This window comes from Caulobacter sp. LjRoot300, from assembly GCF_964253875.1.
Taxonomy (GTDB): domain Bacteria; phylum Pseudomonadota; class Alphaproteobacteria; order Caulobacterales; family Caulobacteraceae; genus Caulobacter.
Genome location: NZ_CAXUSA020000001.1, coordinates 1,048,181 through 1,064,572, shown reverse-complemented (window position 1 = coordinate 1,064,572; position 16,392 = coordinate 1,048,181). Strand labels below are relative to the sequence as shown.

Here is a 16,392-nt window from a genome sequence, read left to right as displayed (position 1 = left end):
CGCTTGGCACGCTTTTGCGCCACTTGATCGAGATCCTCGACGGGGCGGTCGAGCAGGCCTACCGCGCGTCGGGCCTCGATTACCGCCCGCGCTACACGCCGGTGGTGAAGGCGTTGATCGCGCTGGGACCCGTTTCGATCCGCACCCTCTCACGCCAGGCCGGAATCAGCCACTCGGCCGCCAGCCAGACCGTCTCCCAGATGGTCAGGGCGGGTTTGGTGGACTTGTCGCCGGGTCTGGACGGACGCGAGCGCATCGTGGCCTTGACGCCGCGGGCCCAAGCCATGCTGCCGGCCGTGACCCGGCAGTGGCGAGCGGTGAACGCCGCCGCCGACCGCCTCGACGCCGAGCTTTCCGCGCCGCTCTCGCGGCTGCTGGTCGAGACGATCGCGGCCCTCGAGCGCCAGTCCTTCGGCGACCGCATCGACCAAGCCGCCGCGCGGCTTTCCGACGATTCACCTCCCAGCTTGGAGTCTTCATGAAATCGCGTCATCTTCTCCTGCCCCTGCCCCTGGTCGTCCTGGCCCTGAGCGCGCCCGCCGCGCCGGCCTTGGCCAGGCAGGTCGCGCTAGGCGTGGAACGGGCCGCGCCCAACGCCCTGTCCAAGGCCGACCGCGAGGCGGCCCTGGTCAAGATCGCCGAGGCGGTGCGGGCCTCCTACGTCTTTCCGGAAAAGGACGACGCGATCGTCGCCTGGCTCGAGAAGGCCCGGCGGGACGGGCGTTACGACACCGGCGATGCGGGCGTCTTCGCCGAGCGGGTCACCGAGGACCTGCGCGCCGCCAGCGGCGATCGCCACATGTACATGCTCTACGACCCGGCGCAGTACGCGGCGACCAGCGCCAGTCCGTCCGGCGACGGCTCGGTGAACGAGGCCGCCGAGGCGGCGTTCGCGCGCCGCCTCGCCGTCCGCGACCATCATGGCCTGGTCGCGCAGTCCATACTGCCCGGCAACATCCGCTACCTGAAGATCGCTGGCTTCGAGTGGGTGGATGACGAGACCGGGACGCTCTACGACGAGGCCCTGCGGTTCTTGAAGGACGGCGATGCGGTGATCATCGACGTGCGTGGCAATCCGGGCGGTTCGCACCCGGCGGTGCGTTATCTGGTCAGCCATTTCATGGACCCCGACGTTCTGGAACTGACGTTCCTGGAGGGCGGCGAGGCGCCCAAGCAGTCGCGGACGCTGGAACACCTGCCTGCCGGCCGCCTGAAGGGCAAGCCGCTCTACGTCCTGATCGACGGCGGTACGGGCTCGGCCGCCGAGGCCTTCGCCTACGACGTCCAGCAGTTCAAGCTGGGCGAACTGGTCGGCGCCAAGACCGCCGGGGCGGCCAACAACAACAAGTTCGTGCCGGTCGCGCCGGGCTTCATGCTCAGCGTGTCGTTCGGTCGCCCTGTCCACGCTGTGAGCCAGACCAATTGGGATGGAGCCGGCGTGGCGCCGACGGTGGCGACGGCGTCGGCCCAGGCCCTGGACGTCGCCCAGTCCCTGGCCCTGACCCGGTTGGCGGCGGCCCCCGGCGCGACGCCGGAGTCGCTGGCTGAGTACGGCTGGGCGCGGGTCGCCGTCGAGGCGGCGCTGAAGCCGGTCTCGATCCCGCCTGACCGACTGAAGGCCTGGACGGGGCGCTACGGCGAGATCACCATCAGCCTGCGCGACGGCAAGCTGTGGATGGCCCGGGCCGACCGGCCGTTACGGGGCCTGACGCCTCTGACCGCCGACGGACTGTTCGCGGTCGACGGCTCGGAGATGCTGCGGGCCCGCTTCTCCGACACCAAGCTGGAAACCTTGTGGCGGGGAAGCCCCAACGTCTGGACCTATCCGAAGGGGAAGTAGCGCCTCTTCACCTTTTCCCTCCGGGAGAGGGTCTCTAGATCACGTCCCGAACTGGGTGAACGGGACCTTGCTGAACAGCTCGCGTTCCGCCCCGCGCGGGTCGTCTTCCATCCGGGTCGTGTTGTCGAACACCAGCGTCTGCCGCCTGGGCAGGGTGTAGGGCTCCCAGGCCGGGATCGACGGGTTGTTGGGGTTTCCCGTCCGGGCGAAGGCGACGAAGGTGTCGGCCAGGCGCTCGTGCATGGCCACGGCGTCGGGACCCGAGCCGGTGATCACCCCGGGGGCGTCGAAGTTTCCGAACACCAGCTGCATGTCCAGCGTATGGGGCGCGCCCCAGACGCCGCCGTCCTTGGGCGCGCGCCAGTCCAGCTGGTAGGCGAAGGCGGGGGCGCCGGCCTTGGCCCGCTCCTCGTCCTGGATGATCGCCGCCTTCCACGAGCGGCCCGCCGTCGACGCCGCGAAATAGACGTCGGCTGGCGTGTAGTTCGGATAGATCCGGCGATAGGCGGCCACCACCGTGGCCGGGTCGATGTCGATCCGGGCGTTGAACTGGGCCGGCAGCTTCTCGATCACCTGTTCCCAGGTCAGGTCCAGCAGGCTCTTGTCGTAGCCGACGAAGCCGCGCGTCTCGTCGTGGGTGTTGCCGCACATCATCGGCACGTCCAGGCTCTGGGGCGCGGCGTCGGGGAAGAACGGGTGGCGGGTCAGCGACCGCTCGTCCAGCACCGGGCCCATATAGACCCCGCCGCTTCCGGCGATCGGGTCGACGGCCCTCAGCCCGGCCAGGAATTGGTCGGCGGGCAGCGTGCGCAGGGCGGCCAGGTCCTTGATCCCCAGCTTGTCGACGAAACCCTTGGCCCGCCGGGTGGCGTTGAACGGGCCGGCGGCGGTGACCTGCTGGCCGCTCATGGTGGCGGCGCGGTGGAACAGGCCCTTGGCGGCCGGCATGGCCATCAGGGTGGCGATCTTGGCCCCGCCGCCCGACTGGCCGAACAGCATGACGTTGCCGGGATCCCCGCCGAACGCGGCGATGTTGTCGCGCACCCACCGCAGGGCCAGGACCAGGTCCAGCTGGCCGACATTGCCGCTGTCGGCGACGCTCGGATCGTCGAACAGGCGGGCCAGGTACAGGTAGCCGAAGGCGTTGAGGCGGTGGTTGACCGTGACCACCACCACGTCGCCGCGCCTGGCCAGCTTGGTTCCGTCGTACCAGGGGCTGGCCCCCGAGCCGGTGTTGTAGGCGCCGCCGTGGATGTAGACCATCACCGGCCGCTTCTGGCTGTCGGCCAGGCCCTGCTTGGCGAGCGGGGCGGGGGTCCAGATGTTGAGGAACAGGCAGTCCTCGCTCAGCGCCTCGCCCTCCTCGCCCTTGCCTTGCGGGCAGGCCGCGCCATAGGCCAGGGCGTCCACCACGCCCGTCCAGGGCTGGGGCGGCCGGGGCGGCATGAAGCGGCCCGCGCCGCCGGTGTCGGCTCCGTAGCGCACGCCCTTGAACACCTGGACGCCGTCGCCGGCCGCGCCGCGCACCTTGCCGTGGGCGGTGGCCACGACGAGCCCGGGCTTGGCGGCCAGGGCCGGCCCCGAGGCCAGGGCGAGGGCCGCGCCCGCGCCGGCGATCAGGCCGCGGCGATCAAGGTGAAGATGATCCATGGGCTTCCTCCGGCGCGGTTGGGCTCGCGCTCGGCGGATTGGCTACCACGGATCATGACACCGGTGACATCCACTTTTTGGAGCCGCAGGCCGCGCCAAAACTAAGCTCCTCCCCCTGTGGGGGAGGTGGCGCGAAGGCGCCGGTGGGGGGAGCAGACCCACCTCGGCGAACTCCCCCCTCCGTCGGCTGCGCCGACACCTCCCCCACAGGGGGAGGATCTTAGAGCGCGCGAACCGCCTTCGCATGGTCCCGCACGACGGCCAGGGTCGAGGCGTCGGTGTCGAACACGCCGAACAGGCCCTGCTCCTCCTGCGGCGGGTCGCCGACATAGGCGCGATCGCCCATCTTGAACCAGGCGTCGGGATGCTGGGCGCGGCCCTCGCCGTTCCAGGCCCAGAAGTTGGTGCCCGCCAAGGGACCGCCAGCCTTCATGTCGGCTTCGACCAGGCCGAACATCATCCTGTAGAACCGGTCGCGGTGGGTGGTCGGGCCGCCCGGCGTGAAGGCGCGGTCCTCGCGGATCAGACCGAACTCCTCAATGACCAGCGGCTTGCCCATCGTCTTGGCGATGGCGATGTGGCGAGCGACGTAGTCGCGGCACTTGGCCTCGCCGGCCACGTAGGTCGCCGGCTGGTTCTTGAAGTCGATCCAGCCCCAGTTGTTGGGCCAGACGTGCAGGGTCAGGTAGTCGATGCTGGCCGGCTTGTGGGCCTCGACCACGCAGGCCTCGCGCTGCAGGCAGCCCATGGCCCCCTCGCTGCCGGTGGTCACCAGGTGACGTGGGTCCAGCGACTTGATCAGGGCCGAGGTCTCGGCGATCCAGCGGTAATAGGTCGGCAGGTTGGGAACGCCGAACGCGTCGCTGCCGCCCGGACGCGGCTCGTTGGCCAGTTGCCAAGCCATGATCGTCGGGTCGTCGCGATAGGGCTTGCCGGTGACGCTGCTGACCCGGCCGACGAGGGCGCGCAGGTAGTGGCGGAACAGGTCCTGGGCCTTGGCGTCGCCGTAGAAGCGGGCGGAATAGTCGGCGAACTCGGGCCAGGGGTGGGCGGGGTCGCCCTGCTGGAACCACTCGCCGTTGCCGGTCCAGCGCAGATAGGCCGGCATGCCCCCCGACCAGTCCCAGAAGTTGTTGACGTAGATCACCGCCTTCATGCCGCGCTTGGCCATTTCGGCCAGCACCACGTCCAGGCCCTTGAGCAGGTCCTGGTCGTAGTCCTCGCCGGGACCGCGGAAGGTGGGGGAGATCGCCACCTTGGCCGGCGAGGTCTCGCCCGCGCCCAGGATGCGCAGGTTGGTGACGCCCAGGGCCTTCAGCCGGTCCAGCTCGCGCCCCAGCCGCGCGCGGTCGCCCGACACGCCCGGCGAGCCCAGCCAGGCCCCGTACCACAGGTTCGCGCCGACGAAGCGATAGGGCTTGCCGTCCAGGCTTAGGCGGCCGTCCTCGACGGTGACGAAGGCGGGCGAGGGCTTGGCGGTCTCGGCGGCGGCTCCGCCCGCGGCCATGGCGGCGGCTCCGGCGACCAGCAGGCGGCGTCTCGACAGCATGTTTCACTCCCCGTGTTTTGTGCAACCTAAGGGGAAGCGGCGGCATGAGGGAAGAGATTAAATAAATTCACTTTCGGAATGGTCGCTCTCGTTCCAATGGTCGAGGAGGCCGCGGCTCTGCGAAAAAGCTAGGGTGTCTTGTCGGGCGGGGCGCGGGTGACGCGTCCTCGGTGGGAAGCCAGCGATCGGGAGATCATCGCCATGAACAGTGTCACCTCGCCCATGAAGCCCACCATCACCGCCTTCAAGGCCTCGCCCGATCGCGGCCAGGGCCTGGCGCGCGACATGCGCGTTCGCTGGGCGTTCGAGGAAGTCGGCCAGCCCTACGAGGTCGAACTGCTGACCTTCCCCGAAATGAAGGCGCCGGCCCACCTCGCGCGCCACCCCTTCGGCCAGATCCCGACCTACCAGAAGGGCGACCTGGTGCTGTTCGAGACCGGCGCCATCGTGCTGCACATCGCGCAAGGCCATCCGGGCCTGCTGCCGGACGACGCTAACGGCAGGGCGCGGGCGATCACCTGGATGTTCGCCGCCCTCAGCACTGTGGAGCAGTCGATCGTCGAGCTGCAGTGGGTGATGTTCACCGAGCGCGACAAGAGCTGGTACGAGGAGCGCCTGGCCATGGTCCACGATCGCATCCGCGCCCGGCTGGCCGAGCTTTCGCGGCATCTGGGCGACGCCGACTGGCTGGACGGCGCGTTCAGCGCCGGCGACCTGATGATGGCCTCGGTGCTGTTGCGGGTGAGGGGCCCGGGCCTGCTGGACGAATATCCCAACCTCGCCGCCTATGTCGCCCGCGCCGAAGCCCGCCCCGCCTACCAGCGCGCCTTCGCCGACCAGCTGGCGGTGTTCAAGGCCGCGTCGGGCGGCGCGTAGGGCGCGCTCTCCCCAATCTGTTGTCATCCCGGAAGCCCCGCAGGGGCTGTCCGGGACCCAGGGGACTGGGCGAAGGCGGTGCGGCTGTCCTGGGTCCCGGACAAGCGCTGCGCGCTTTCCGGGATGACAACTCATAAGCGCGCTGCAACTTCACCCTACAGATTCAGCAGCGTCGGATCCCCGCCCTGGGCGGTGATGTTGATGCTCAGCGCCCGCTCGACGGCGTAGCGCAGCAGGGCATGGGGGCCGCCGGCCTTGGGGCCGGTGCCTGACAGGCCCTCGCCGCCGAACGGCTGGACGCCGACCACGGCGCCGGTCATCGAGCGGTTGACGTAAGCGTTGCCGGCCGGGACCAGGCGCTGGACGTCGGCCGCGAAGCTTTCGATCCGCGAATGGACGCCCAGGGTCAGGCCGTAGCGGCGGGCCGCCAGGGCGCCGGCGACCTGTTCCAGGTCCTCGGGCCGGTAGCGCACCACGTGCAGCACCGGGCCGAACACCTCGCGCTCCAGGAAGTCGGCGGCGGGAATCTCGGCCAGGACGGGGGCGAAGAACGTGCCCACTTCCGGCGCCTTGAGCTGGTGCAGAACCTTGGCCTCGCGGTTCAGGCGGACCAGGTGCTTGTCCAGCGCCGCCTTGGCCTCGGCGTCGATCACCGGGCCGACGTCGGTGACGGCCAGGGCCGGGTCGCCGAGGACCAGGGCGTCCATCGCGCCCTTCAGGCCCTCGATCACGTGGTCGGCGGTGTCGTGCGGCAGGAACAGCAGGCGCAGGGCCGAGCAGCGCTGGCCGGCGCTGCCGAAGGCCGACAGGATCACGTCGTCGATCACCTGCTCGCGCTGGGCGGTGGTGTCGACGAACATGCCGTTGAGGCCGCCGGTCTCGGCGATGAACGGGACGATCGGGCCCTGGCGCTGGGCCAGGGTCTGGTTGATCCGCCAGGCGGTGTCGGTGCCGCCGGTGAAGGCCACGCCGTCCAGGCCCTCGTGGGCGGTCAGGGCCGCGCCGACCGTATCGCCGCGTCCCGGCAGCAGGGCCAGCAGGCGGTGGTCCAGGCCCGCGGCGTGGTACAGCTTCACCGCCTCCATGGCGATCAGCGGGGTCTGCTCGGCCGGCTTGGCCAACACGGCGTTGCCGGCCGCCAGGGCCGCGGCGACTTGGCCGGTGAAGATGGCCAGGGGGAAGTTCCACGGGCTGATGCAGACGAAGACGCCGCGCCCGGCCAGGCGCAGGCTGTTGGTCTCGCCGACCGGGCCGGTCAGCACCTCGCCCGCCAGGCCGAACTGTTCCTGCGCCAGCTTGGCGTAGTAGCGGCAGAAGTCGACGGCCTCGCGCACCTCGGCGATGGCGTCGGGCAGGGTCTTGCCGGCTTCGCGCGAGAGGATGGCGCACAGCCGCTCGAGATTGGCCTCCAGCGCGTCGCCCATGGCGCGCAGGATCTCGGCGCGGGCCGGGCCGCCGGCCTGGTCCCAGGCGGGCTGGGCGGCGCGGGCCAGTTTGAAGGCCTGGTCGATCTGCGGCAGCTGGGCCTCGGAGACCACGCCGACGACACGGTCGTGGTCGGTGGGGCTCTGCACCGGCATCGGCGGGGCGCCGGCCGTCAGCTTGCCGCCGACCAGCGGGCCGGCCGACAGGGTCAGCTTGTCCAGCTCGGCCACATGGGCGGCCAGGCGGCCGCGGTCGGCCTTGACCGACAGGTCCAGGCCCGCGCTGTTGCGGCGGCCCGGACCGTAGACATCGACCGGCGTCGGGATCTTGGCGTGACGGTCGGGATGAGCCTCCACGGCGGTGATCGGATCGACCACCACCTTCTCGACCGGCACCCGCTCGTCGAGCAGGGCGTGGACGAACGATGTGTTGGCGCCGTTCTCCAGCAGGCGGCGGACCAGGTAGGGCAGCAGGTCCTCGTGGCCGCCCACCGGGGCGTAGGCCCGCAGGATCACGCCGTCATAGAGGTCGTCGGCGGCCTTGTAGAGCGCCTCGCCCATGCCGTGCAGGCGCTGGTGCTCGATCCTGACGCCGGCGTTCTTGGCCATCCGCACCACGGCGGCCAGGGTGTGGGCGTTGTGGGTGGCGAACTGGGCGTAGAGGTGCGGCGCGGCGGCGATCAGGGCCTTGGCGCAGACCAGGTAGGACAGGTCGGTGGCCGGCTTGGTGGTGTAGACCGGATAGTCCGGTCGGCCGGCGATCTGGGCGCGCTTGATCTCGCTGTCCCAATAGGCGCCCTTGACCAGGCGGACCATCAGCCGGCGGCCGGTGTCTTTGGACAAGGCGGCCAGACGGGCGATCACTTCGGGGCAACGCTTCTGATAGGCCTGGACGGCGAGGCCAAGGCCCTTCCAGTCGCCGAGTTCCGGCTCGCGGCACAGCCGGTCGAGCAGCTTCAGCGACAGCGCAAGCCTGTCGGCTTCTTCGGCGTCGATGGTGAAGTTCAGGTCGTGTTTGGCGGCGATCCGGGCCAGGCGCAGGACGCGGGGATAGAGCTCGTCCCAGACTCGGGCCTCTTGCGTCGCCTCATAGCGCGGGGTCAGGGCCGACAGCTTGACCGACACGCCGTGGCCGGCTTCGGGGCCGGCCTTGTTGGACAGCTTGCCGACCGTCTGAATCGCGTCGGCATAGGCCTTCTCGTAGCGCTCGGCGTCGGCGGCGGTGCGGGCGCCTTCGCCCAGCATGTCGAAGCTGCAGATGTCGCCGTCGTTGGCGGCGCGCTTGATGGCCGCCTCGATCGTGCGGCCCAGCACGAACTGCTCGCCCATGATCCGGATGGCCTGGCCGACGGCGGCGCGGATCACCGGTTCACCGAGGCGGCCGGCGATCTTTTTGATGAAGCCGGGCAAGTCCTTCTGCGCCTGGTCGTCGGGCTCGACGATCTTGCCGGTCAGCATCAGGCCCCAGGTCGAGGCGTTGACGAACAGGCTGTCGCTGCCGCCCAGGTGGCTGGCCCAGTCGGCCGAGCCGATCTTCTCGGCGATCAGCTTGTCGCGGGTGTCGTCGTCGGGCGTGCGCAGCAGGGCTTCGGCCAGGCACATCAGGGCCAGGCCCTCGCGGGTGCCGAGGCTGAACTCCTGCAGGAAGCTTTCGACCACGCCCTGCTTGCGGACGCTGCGGCGGGCCCCGCGCACCAGGGCCTCGGCCTCGGCGCGAACCGCGGCGCGGTCTTCGCTGCTCAGGGGCTGGGCGGCCAGCAGGTCGGCGATCACCGCCGCCTCGTCACGATACTTGCCGTCGTCCAGGGAGTCCCAATCGGTCATGGTCGCCTCGTTGGTGGATATCGTCGCTATATCTCTGGATTGTTCGAAGGTGCTTCGTTTGTTACGAGCCAAGGCTGTATGATCTTCGGGGAAAGCGCCCAATATCGCCATTCGCTCCGAGGCTGCGTCAGCCTGTCATGAAATCCACCACCTGAGGCGAAAACCTCGTCCTTCGACAGGCTCAGGATGAGGTTTTTCCGGCGTTCTGGCCTGCAACGGTCCTCATCCTGAGCCTGTCGAAGCCTCATCCTGAGCTTGTCGAAGGACGAGGGCCGCGCACCGAGTGTCGACATTGGGCCGGAGCATGATCGGGAAGGGGAGAGGTGGGAAGGGACGCGATACGGGGGGAGGTCGCGCGTCCCTTCCGCTCTCACACGGCGCCGACGGGGGAGAGGGCGCCATGTCTGCGCTCCGCCGGGGGGATGGCGGAGGCCGGTCCGAGTCCGCCAGGCGCCGGGGGGAGTGGCGGCCAAGCTCGCTAGGACGATCGAGGGTATAATCCCTGCTGTAGCGAAGGTGCTTTGTTTGTTGGTATAAGTTTCCGAATGATCTTCGGTCTAAGCGGGAAATGACCATGTCTGCTCTGGACGACACCGATCGCCGGCTTTTGCGGGTTCTGCAGGCCGACGGCCGCGTCACCAACGCCGAGCTGGCCAAGCGCTGCAACCTGTCGCCGGCCGCCACCTTCGACCGCGTGCGGCGGCTGCGCGAGCGGGGCTTCATCACCGGCTACGCGGCCCTGCTCGACCCGGCCAAGGTCGATCGCGCCCTGCTGATCTTCGTCGAGGTGGTGCTGGATCGCACGACTGGCGAGGTGTTCGAGGACTTCGCCGCCGCCGTGCGCCGCGCGCCCGAGATCCTGGAATGCCACATGGTGGCCGGCGGCTTCGACTACCTGATCAAGGCGCGAGTCCGCGACATGGAGGCCTATCGCGGCTTCCTCGGCGACATCCTGGTCAAGATGCCGGGCGTGCGCGAGACGCGGACCTATGCGGTGCTGGAAGAGGTCAAGAGCACGGTGCAACTGCCGTTGTGAGGCGGGGCGTCCTTCGAGGCTCGCCTTCGGCTCGCACCTCAGGATGAGGAATGTAGGTTGGCTCTGATTTCCTCATCCTGAGGCGCCCGCGCAGCGGGCCTCGAAGGACGCACGGTGTCACCCCCGCTCCCGCTTCCGCCACCCCGCCACCTTGGCCTTGTTCCCGCAGGCGCTCATCGAGCACCAGCGGCGGTCGCCCTTGCGCGAGGTGTCGACGAACAGCACCGCGCAGGGCGGGCCTTCGCACTGGCGGATGCGGTGGCCGAAGTCGCCGCCCAGCAGCGACACGCCTTCGCGGGCCAGTTCGGCCAGCAGGCCGCGGACGTCGCCGGACAGGCGGGCGCGGCCGTCGGCGTCCAGCTGCGGCGGCGCGGCGGGCAGGGCGGCGTAGCCGTTGAGCAGTTCGCGGTCGGCGTCGGGCAGGGGCGCGCCTTGCGCCCGCGACAGGGCCAGGCGGTAGAGCGCCTCGCGCAGCGATCGGGCCTGGACGAGATTGCCCTCGGTGGCCCCCGGCGCGGCCAGGGCCAGGTCCGCCGCCACCAGCCAGCGGTCGAGGTCGGCGGGGCTGGCCAGCAGGTCGCGCGGCGCGGGGCCCAGCCGGCCCGTGACGGTCGCCGCCAGGTCCAGGGCCGGACTGCCGCCGCGAAACTTGAAGCCGTCGCGGATCTCCGCCTTCACCATCCTTGCACTCCAAACCTGATTGACAGGTTACGCTATTCGGCGAAGGATCGGCAAGCTAACCTGATAAATAGGTTACATGCTGGAGCGTGAACATGAAGTCGATCCATAGACGCCGTCTCGGCGCGGGCCTGGCCTTGGCCGCGACGGCGCTGGCCACGGCGGCGGCCGCAGCCGAGCCTTCCCTGGCCGGGACCTGGACCCTGACGGCGGCCGACCGCCTGGCGCCGGACGGCGCGCGCCGCCGCGACTATGGCGAGCATCCCAAGGGCCGGCTGATCATCGACGCCCAGGGGCGCTACAGCCTGCAGATCTTCAACGGCGACCGCCCGCGCGTCGCCTCGGGCGACAAGGCCACGTCCACGCCGGAGGAGTTCGCCGCCGCCGCGCTGGGGTCGTCCACCCACTACGGAACCGTGGCCGTCGACCAGGCCGCCCACGTGCTGGTCTTCCGGATCGTGGGGGCCTCGTTCCGCAACTGGGAGGGGACCGAGCAGCGGCGCAAGTACATCCTGACCGCCGACAGCCTCAGCTACCAGGTGCCGACGCCGCGGCCCGACGGCTCGATCCCGATCTCGGAGTGGCGGCGCGAGCGGTGAGGGGTTTCTGGAGCGCCTCCACCCATGCCTCCAAGTTGTCATCCCGGCTGGAGCGAAGCGGAAGGCCGGGATCCAGGTGAACCGCAAGGCGTCAGCCCAGTCCCCTGGGTCCCGGACAGCCTCTGCGAGGCTTCCGGGATGACAACCGTTTGAGCTTTGAATCAGGGCTCGTCGGAGCGATCCCCCGGGCCGTCGGCAAGGGTTGGAAGGGGCGCGCGGGATCTGGGGGGAGCGCGCCCCTTCCGGCTTGGCGGCGTCGGGGGGCGACGCCGCTAGCGCTCCCCCGCTGGGACAGGGGATCGGTGTGACTCAGCGGCCGGCGGGCGCCCCGCCGCCGAGCGACTTGTACAGCGTGGCCAGGTTGCTGGCCCGGGCCAGGCGGGCGGCGATCAGCCCCTGCTGCGAGGTGTAGAGCGTGCGCTGGGCGTCCAGCAGGGTCAGGGAGCTGTCGATCCCGGCGCCGTAGCGGGCCCGCGACAGGCGGACCGAGTCGTTGGCGGCGGCGACCAGGCGCTCCTGAGAGCCGACCCGGTCCTGGATCGTCGACTGCACGGCCAGGCCGTCGGAGACCTCGCGGAACGCGGTCTGCACCGCCTTCTCGTAATTGGCCACGGCGATGTCGCGGCTGGCCTTGGCGCTGTCGAGATTGGCGACATTGGCCCCGCCGGCGAAGATCGGCAGGCTGACGCGCGGCGCGAAGCTCCAGGTCCCGTTGCCGCTGTCGAACAGGCTGTTCAGCGAGCCGCTGGCGACGCCGGTCGAGGCCGTCAGGCTGATGCTCGGGAAGAACGCCGCCCGGGCCGCGCCGATATTGGCGTTGGCGCCGGCCAGGTCATGCTCGGCGGCTAGCACGTCGGGGCGGCGGGTCAGAACGTCGGACGGGATGCCGGGCGGCAGGTCCGGCAGGATTTGGGCGGTGACCAGGCCGCCGGCCGGCAGCAGGTCGGCGGGCACGTCAGCGCCGACCACCAGCCGCAGGGCGTTCTTGTCCTGCTCGACCTGGGCGACATAGGTCGCCACGTCCGAGCGGGCGGTCTCGGCCAGGGTCTCGGCCTGGCGAAGGTCCAGCTGGTTGGCCGCGCCGGCGTCGAACCGGCTGCGGATCAGCTTCAGCGACTGCTCGCGGGTGCTTAGGGTCTCCTGGGCCAGGGCCAGCAGGTCCTGGTCGGCGGCCAGGGCCAGCCAGCTGTTGGCGGTCTGGGCGATCAGGCTGACCTGCACCGAGCGGCTGGTCTCGCGCGTGGACAGGTAGCTCTGCAGGGCCGCGTCCTTGAGGCTGCGGACCCGGCCGAACAGGTCCAGCTCCCAGGCCGTGACGCCGACGCCGGCCGTATAGGCCTCGACGTCGCGCGAGACGCCCGGCTGGGTCTGGGCGGTGGAGTTCTCGCCCCGCGTGCCCGTCGCCGTGGCGTTGACGCCGGGCAGCAGGGCCGCGCGCTGGACGCGGTACTGGGCGCGGGCCTTCTCGATGTTCAGCACCGCCACCCGCAGGTCGCGGTTGTTGCTCAGGGCCAGGTCGATCACGCCCTGCAGGCGCGGGTCGATGAACACCTCGCGCCAGGCCAGGTCGGCGGCGGAGGCCGCCTGGCCGGCGTCGGCCGTGGCCACCGGCCAGGCGTTGGCCACCGGCAGGGCCGGGCGCTCGGTCTTGGGCGCCAGGGTGCAGGCGCCCAGGGCCGAGGCCGCGAGCAGGGAGAGGGTCAGGTTGCGAACAAGCATCTTAGTGGCTCTCGACCGGAGTCGTGACGGCCTCGTCGTGGCGACGCGGCTTGGGTTTGAAGATCCGCTCGACGATCACGAAGAACAGCGGGACGAAGAAGATCGCCAGCAGGGTGGCCGAGATCATGCCGCCGATCACGCCGGTGCCGATCGCGTGCTGGCTGCCCGATCCAGCCCCGTTGGAGATCGCCAGGGGCAGCACGCCGAAGACGAAGGCCAGCGAGGTCATGATGATCGGGCGCAGACGGATGCGGACCGCCTCCACCGTCGCCTCGACCAGCTCCATGCCCTGCTCGTGCAGGTCCTTGGCGAACTCGACGATCAGGATGGCGTTCTTGGACGCCAGGCCCATGGTCGTCAGCAGGCCCACCTGGAAGTAGATGTCGTTGCTGAGGCCGCGCAGGGTGGTGGCCAGCAGGGCGCCGACGATGCCCAGTGGGATGACCATGATCACCGACAGCGGGATCGACCAGCTCTCGTAGAGGGCCGCCAGCAGCAGGAACACCACCAGGATCGAGATGCCGTACAGGGCCGGGGCCTGGTTGCCGGATTCGCGTTCCTGGGCCGACAGGCCGGTCCACTCGAAGCCGATGCCGGGCGGCAGCTGGGCGGCGATCTTCTCCATGGCGGCCATGGCCTGGCCCGAGCTCTTGCCCGGGGCGGGCGAGCCCTGGATGTTGACCGACGACAGGCCGTTGTAGCGCTCCAGGCGCGGCGAGCCGTAGATCCAGCGCGTGGTGGCGAAGGACGAGAACGGCGCCATCGTGCCGGTGCTGGTGCGGACGTACCAGTTGTCCAGGTCCTCGGGCCGCATGCGGTAGGGCGCGTCGGCCTGGACATAGACCTTCTTGACCCGGCCGCGGTCGATGAAGTCGTTGACGTACGAACCGCCCCACGCGGCGCTGAGCGCGGCGTTGATGTCGGCCGTGGTCAGGCCCATCGCCCCGGCCTTGGCCTGGTCGATGTCGATCTTCAGCTGCGGGGTGTCATCCTGGCCGTTGGGACGCACGCCGGCCAGGGCGGGATCCTGGGCGGCCATGCCCAGCACCTGGTTGCGGGCGGCGATCAGGGCGTCGTGGCCGACGCCGCCGATGTCCTGCAGCTGGAAGTCGAAGCCCGACGAGGTGCCCAGTTCCGGCACGGCCGGCGGCACGACGGCGAAGACCATGGCGTCGCGGATCTGCATGAACTTGCCCATGGCCCGGCCGGCGACGGCCGGGGCCTTGAGGTTGGCGGCCTTGCGCTCGTCGAAATCCCTCAGGCGGATGAAGGCCAGGCCGGCGTTCTGGCCGGCGCCGGCGAAGCTGAAGCCGGCGACGGTGAAGACCGCCTGGACCGACTCCTTCTCGTCGACCAGGAAGTGGTTGCGCACCTGGTCGAGCACGGCCTGGGTCCGCTCTTCCGGCGCGCCGGGCGGCAGCTGGACCAGGGTGAACATCGTGCCCTGGTCTTCCTCGGGCAGGAAGGCGCTGGGCAGGCGGATGAACAGGAAGCCCATCACCAGGATGACCACGCCATAGGCGACCATCCACCGGCCGCTCTTGCCCAGCAGGCCGCGAACGGTCCCCTGGTAGCGCCGGCTGGTGTCGTTGAAGTTGCGGTTGAACCAGTTGAAGAAGCGGTTGAACAGGTTGGTCACCGCGCCCAGCGGGCCCGGGTGGTCGGTCCTCAAGGCGTCGCCGTGGCCATGGGTGGCCGGCTTGAGCAGGGTGGCGCACAGGGCCGGCGTCAGGATCAGGGCGACCATCACCGACAGGGCCATGGCCGAGACGATGGTGATCGAGAACTGACGATAGATCACGCCCTGCGAGCCGCCGAAGAACGCCATGGGCACGAACACCGCGGCCAGGACCAGTGCGATGCCGATCAGGGCGCCGGTGATCTCGTTCATCGACTTGCGGGTGGCCTCGATCGGGGACAGGCCCTCCTCGCTCATCACCCGCTCGACGTTCTCGACCACGACGATGGCGTCGTCGACCAGCAGGCCGATGGCCAGCACCAGGCCGAACATGGTCAGGGTGTTGATCGAGTAGCCGAAGGCCGCCAGCACGCCGAAGGTGCCCAGCAGGACGACCGGCACGGCGATGGTCGGGATCAGGGTGGCGCGCCAGTTCTGCAGGAACAGGAACATGACGATGAAGACCAGCACGATGGCCTCGGCCAGGGTCTTGACCACCTCCTCGATCGACAGCTTCACGAACGGCGTCGAGTCGTAGGGGACGACGTAGCGATAGCTGGCCGGGAAGGTCTTGGACAGCTGCTCGACCCGCGCCTTGACGGCGTCGGCGGTGTTCAGGGCGTTGGCGCCGGGGGCCAGGCGGATGGCCAGGCCGGCGGCGGGCTTGCCGTTGTACTTGGCGCCGAAGCCGTAGCTTTCAGCCCCCAGTTCGACCCGGGCGACGTCGCGCAGGTGCACGATGGCGCCGCCGGCGCTGTTCTTGACGATGATCTCCTGGAACTCGGCCGGGGTGGAGAGGCGCGACTGGGCGGTGATCGTGGCGTTCAGGGCGGTGCCCGGCAGGTTGGGCACGCCGCCCAGCTGGCCGGCCGAGACCTGGGCGTTCTGCGCCCGGATGGCGGCGATGACGTCGGCCGGGGTCAGGTTGTAGCTGGTCAGCTTGTTGGGATCCAACCAGATGCGCATGGCGTACTGCGCGCCGAACAGCTGGACCTCGCCCACGCCGTCGACGCGGCTGAGGGGATCCTGCAGGTTGCTGGCGATGTAGTCGGCCAGGTCGGTGTTGGTGGTCTTGGGATCCTCGGAATACATGCCGATGATCAGCAGGAAGTTCCGGGCCGACTTGGTCACGGTCAGGCCTTGCTGCTGCACTTCCTGCGGCAGCAGGGCGGTGGCCGTCTGCAGCTTGTTCTGCACCTGCACCTGGGCGATGTCGATGTTGGTGCCGGCCTTGAAGGTCAGGGTGGTGGTGGCCGAGCCCGAGCTGTCGCTGGTCGACGACATGTAGTCCAGGCCGTCCAGGCCCTTCATCTTCTGTTCGATGACCTGGGTGACGCTGTCCTCGACGGTCTTGGCCGAGGCGCCGGGATAGATGGCGTTGACCGCCACCTGGGGCAGGGCGATGTCGGGATACTGGGCGATCGGCAGGCTGCGGATGGCCAGGGCCCCCGCCAGCATGATGACGATCGCGACGACCCACGCGAAGATCGGCCGGTCGATGAAGAAACGGGAAAGCATG

The 16,392-nt window shown here is 69.9% G+C and carries 11 protein-coding genes and 1 pseudogene; 6 read left to right on the top strand and 6 right to left on the bottom strand.

What is annotated here, in order from left to right; all coding sequences use genetic code 11:
- The first annotated feature begins 23 nt into the window (after window positions 1-23).
- Window positions 24-482 (top strand): MarR family winged helix-turn-helix transcriptional regulator, encoded by a 459-nt coding sequence (locus ACSQ2G_RS04905; protein ID WP_436028745.1) that lies wholly within the window; start codon window positions 24-26, stop codon window positions 480-482.
- Complete coding sequence (locus tag ACSQ2G_RS04900) at window positions 479-1,840, top strand: S41 family peptidase (protein WP_436028743.1); 1,362 nt, start codon at window positions 479-481, stop codon at window positions 1,838-1,840. Before ACSQ2G_RS04905 ends, ACSQ2G_RS04900 begins: the two co-directional genes overlap by 4 nt.
- Window positions 1,841-1,879: 39 nt before the next feature.
- Here the strand turns inward: ACSQ2G_RS04900 and ACSQ2G_RS04895 are convergent, their stop codons facing one another.
- Both ACSQ2G_RS04895 and ACSQ2G_RS04890 read right to left on the bottom strand, forming a co-directional pair.
- Window positions 1,880-3,490 carry a carboxylesterase/lipase family protein gene (locus tag ACSQ2G_RS04895; RefSeq protein WP_436028742.1) on the bottom strand — a complete coding sequence of 537 codons (1,611 nt, stop codon included), beginning with the start codon at window positions 3,488-3,490 and terminating at the stop codon, window positions 1,880-1,882.
- 220 nt (window positions 3,491-3,710) lie between these two features.
- A complete protein-coding gene (locus tag ACSQ2G_RS04890) occupies window positions 3,711-5,039 on the bottom strand; it encodes a glycoside hydrolase 5 family protein (RefSeq protein WP_436028741.1) in 1,329 nt (442 codons plus the stop codon).
- A gap of 201 nt (window positions 5,040-5,240) precedes the next feature.
- Between ACSQ2G_RS04890 and ACSQ2G_RS04885 the strand changes: the two genes are divergently transcribed.
- Window positions 5,241-5,915 carry a glutathione S-transferase family protein gene (locus tag ACSQ2G_RS04885; RefSeq protein WP_436028739.1) on the top strand — a complete coding sequence of 225 codons (675 nt, stop codon included), beginning with the start codon at window positions 5,241-5,243 and terminating at the stop codon, window positions 5,913-5,915.
- A gap of 155 nt (window positions 5,916-6,070) precedes the next feature.
- Here ACSQ2G_RS04885 and putA read toward each other — a convergent pair whose 3' ends face one another.
- Complete coding sequence (gene putA / locus ACSQ2G_RS04880) at window positions 6,071-9,184, bottom strand: bifunctional proline dehydrogenase/L-glutamate gamma-semialdehyde dehydrogenase PutA (RefSeq protein ID WP_436028942.1); 3,114 nt, start codon at window positions 9,182-9,184, stop codon at window positions 6,071-6,073.
- 547 nt (window positions 9,185-9,731) lie between these two features.
- Here putA and ACSQ2G_RS04875 point away from each other — a divergent pair.
- Complete coding sequence (locus ACSQ2G_RS04875) at window positions 9,732-10,199, top strand: Lrp/AsnC ligand binding domain-containing protein (protein ID WP_436028738.1); 468 nt, start codon at window positions 9,732-9,734, stop codon at window positions 10,197-10,199.
- A gap of 6 nt (window positions 10,200-10,205) precedes the next feature.
- Window positions 10,206-10,311: pseudogene (locus ACSQ2G_RS04870) on the top strand (hypothetical protein); the annotation flags it as partial.
- 5 nt (window positions 10,312-10,316) lie between these two features.
- On the opposite strand, the gene ACSQ2G_RS04865 reads toward ACSQ2G_RS04870, so the two are convergent.
- Window positions 10,317-10,880, bottom strand: coding sequence for a CGNR zinc finger domain-containing protein (locus ACSQ2G_RS04865; RefSeq protein WP_436028737.1), 564 nt, complete (start codon window positions 10,878-10,880; stop codon window positions 10,317-10,319).
- A gap of 92 nt (window positions 10,881-10,972) precedes the next feature.
- Between ACSQ2G_RS04865 and ACSQ2G_RS04860 the strand changes: the two genes are divergently transcribed.
- A complete protein-coding gene (locus ACSQ2G_RS04860; protein ID WP_436028735.1) occupies window positions 10,973-11,476 on the top strand; it encodes a lipocalin-like domain-containing protein in 504 nt (167 codons plus the stop codon).
- Between the two features lie 309 nt (window positions 11,477-11,785).
- On the opposite strand, the gene ACSQ2G_RS04855 is transcribed toward ACSQ2G_RS04860, so the two are convergent.
- Together ACSQ2G_RS04855 and ACSQ2G_RS04850 are read right to left on the bottom strand one after the other, a co-directional pair.
- Window positions 11,786-13,195 (bottom strand): efflux transporter outer membrane subunit, encoded by a 1,410-nt coding sequence (locus ACSQ2G_RS04855; protein ID WP_436028733.1) that lies wholly within the window; start codon window positions 13,193-13,195, stop codon window positions 11,786-11,788.
- 1 nt (window position 13,196) lies between these two features.
- A complete protein-coding gene (locus ACSQ2G_RS04850; protein ID WP_436028731.1) occupies window positions 13,197-16,391 on the bottom strand; it encodes an efflux RND transporter permease subunit in 3,195 nt (1,064 codons plus the stop codon).
- Between the last annotated feature and the right edge of the window lies 1 nt (window position 16,392).

What these genes read in the sequence shown, in the direction of transcription:
- ACSQ2G_RS04865 (WP_436028737.1), bottom strand. Translation starts at nt 10,880, where the DNA reads ATGGTGAAGGCGGAGATCCGCGACGGCTTCAAGTTTCGCGGCGGCAGT.
- ACSQ2G_RS04860 (WP_436028735.1), top strand. Translation starts at nt 10,973, where the DNA reads ATGAAGTCGATCCATAGACGCCGTCTCGGCGCGGGCCTGGCCTTGGCC.
- ACSQ2G_RS04875 (WP_436028738.1), top strand. Translation starts at nt 9,732, where the DNA reads ATGACCATGTCTGCTCTGGACGACACCGATCGCCGGCTTTTGCGGGTT.
- ACSQ2G_RS04885 (WP_436028739.1), top strand. Translation starts at nt 5,241, where the DNA reads ATGAACAGTGTCACCTCGCCCATGAAGCCCACCATCACCGCCTTCAAG.
- ACSQ2G_RS04850 (WP_436028731.1), bottom strand. Translation starts at nt 16,391, where the DNA reads ATGCTTTCCCGTTTCTTCATCGACCGGCCGATCTTCGCGTGGGTCGTC.
- ACSQ2G_RS04895 (WP_436028742.1), bottom strand. Translation starts at nt 3,490, where the DNA reads ATGGATCATCTTCACCTTGATCGCCGCGGCCTGATCGCCGGCGCGGGC.
- ACSQ2G_RS04900 (WP_436028743.1), top strand. Translation starts at nt 479, where the DNA reads ATGAAATCGCGTCATCTTCTCCTGCCCCTGCCCCTGGTCGTCCTGGCC.
- ACSQ2G_RS04890 (WP_436028741.1), bottom strand. Translation starts at nt 5,039, where the DNA reads ATGCTGTCGAGACGCCGCCTGCTGGTCGCCGGAGCCGCCGCCATGGCC.
- ACSQ2G_RS04855 (WP_436028733.1), bottom strand. Translation starts at nt 13,195, where the DNA reads ATGCTTGTTCGCAACCTGACCCTCTCCCTGCTCGCGGCCTCGGCCCTG.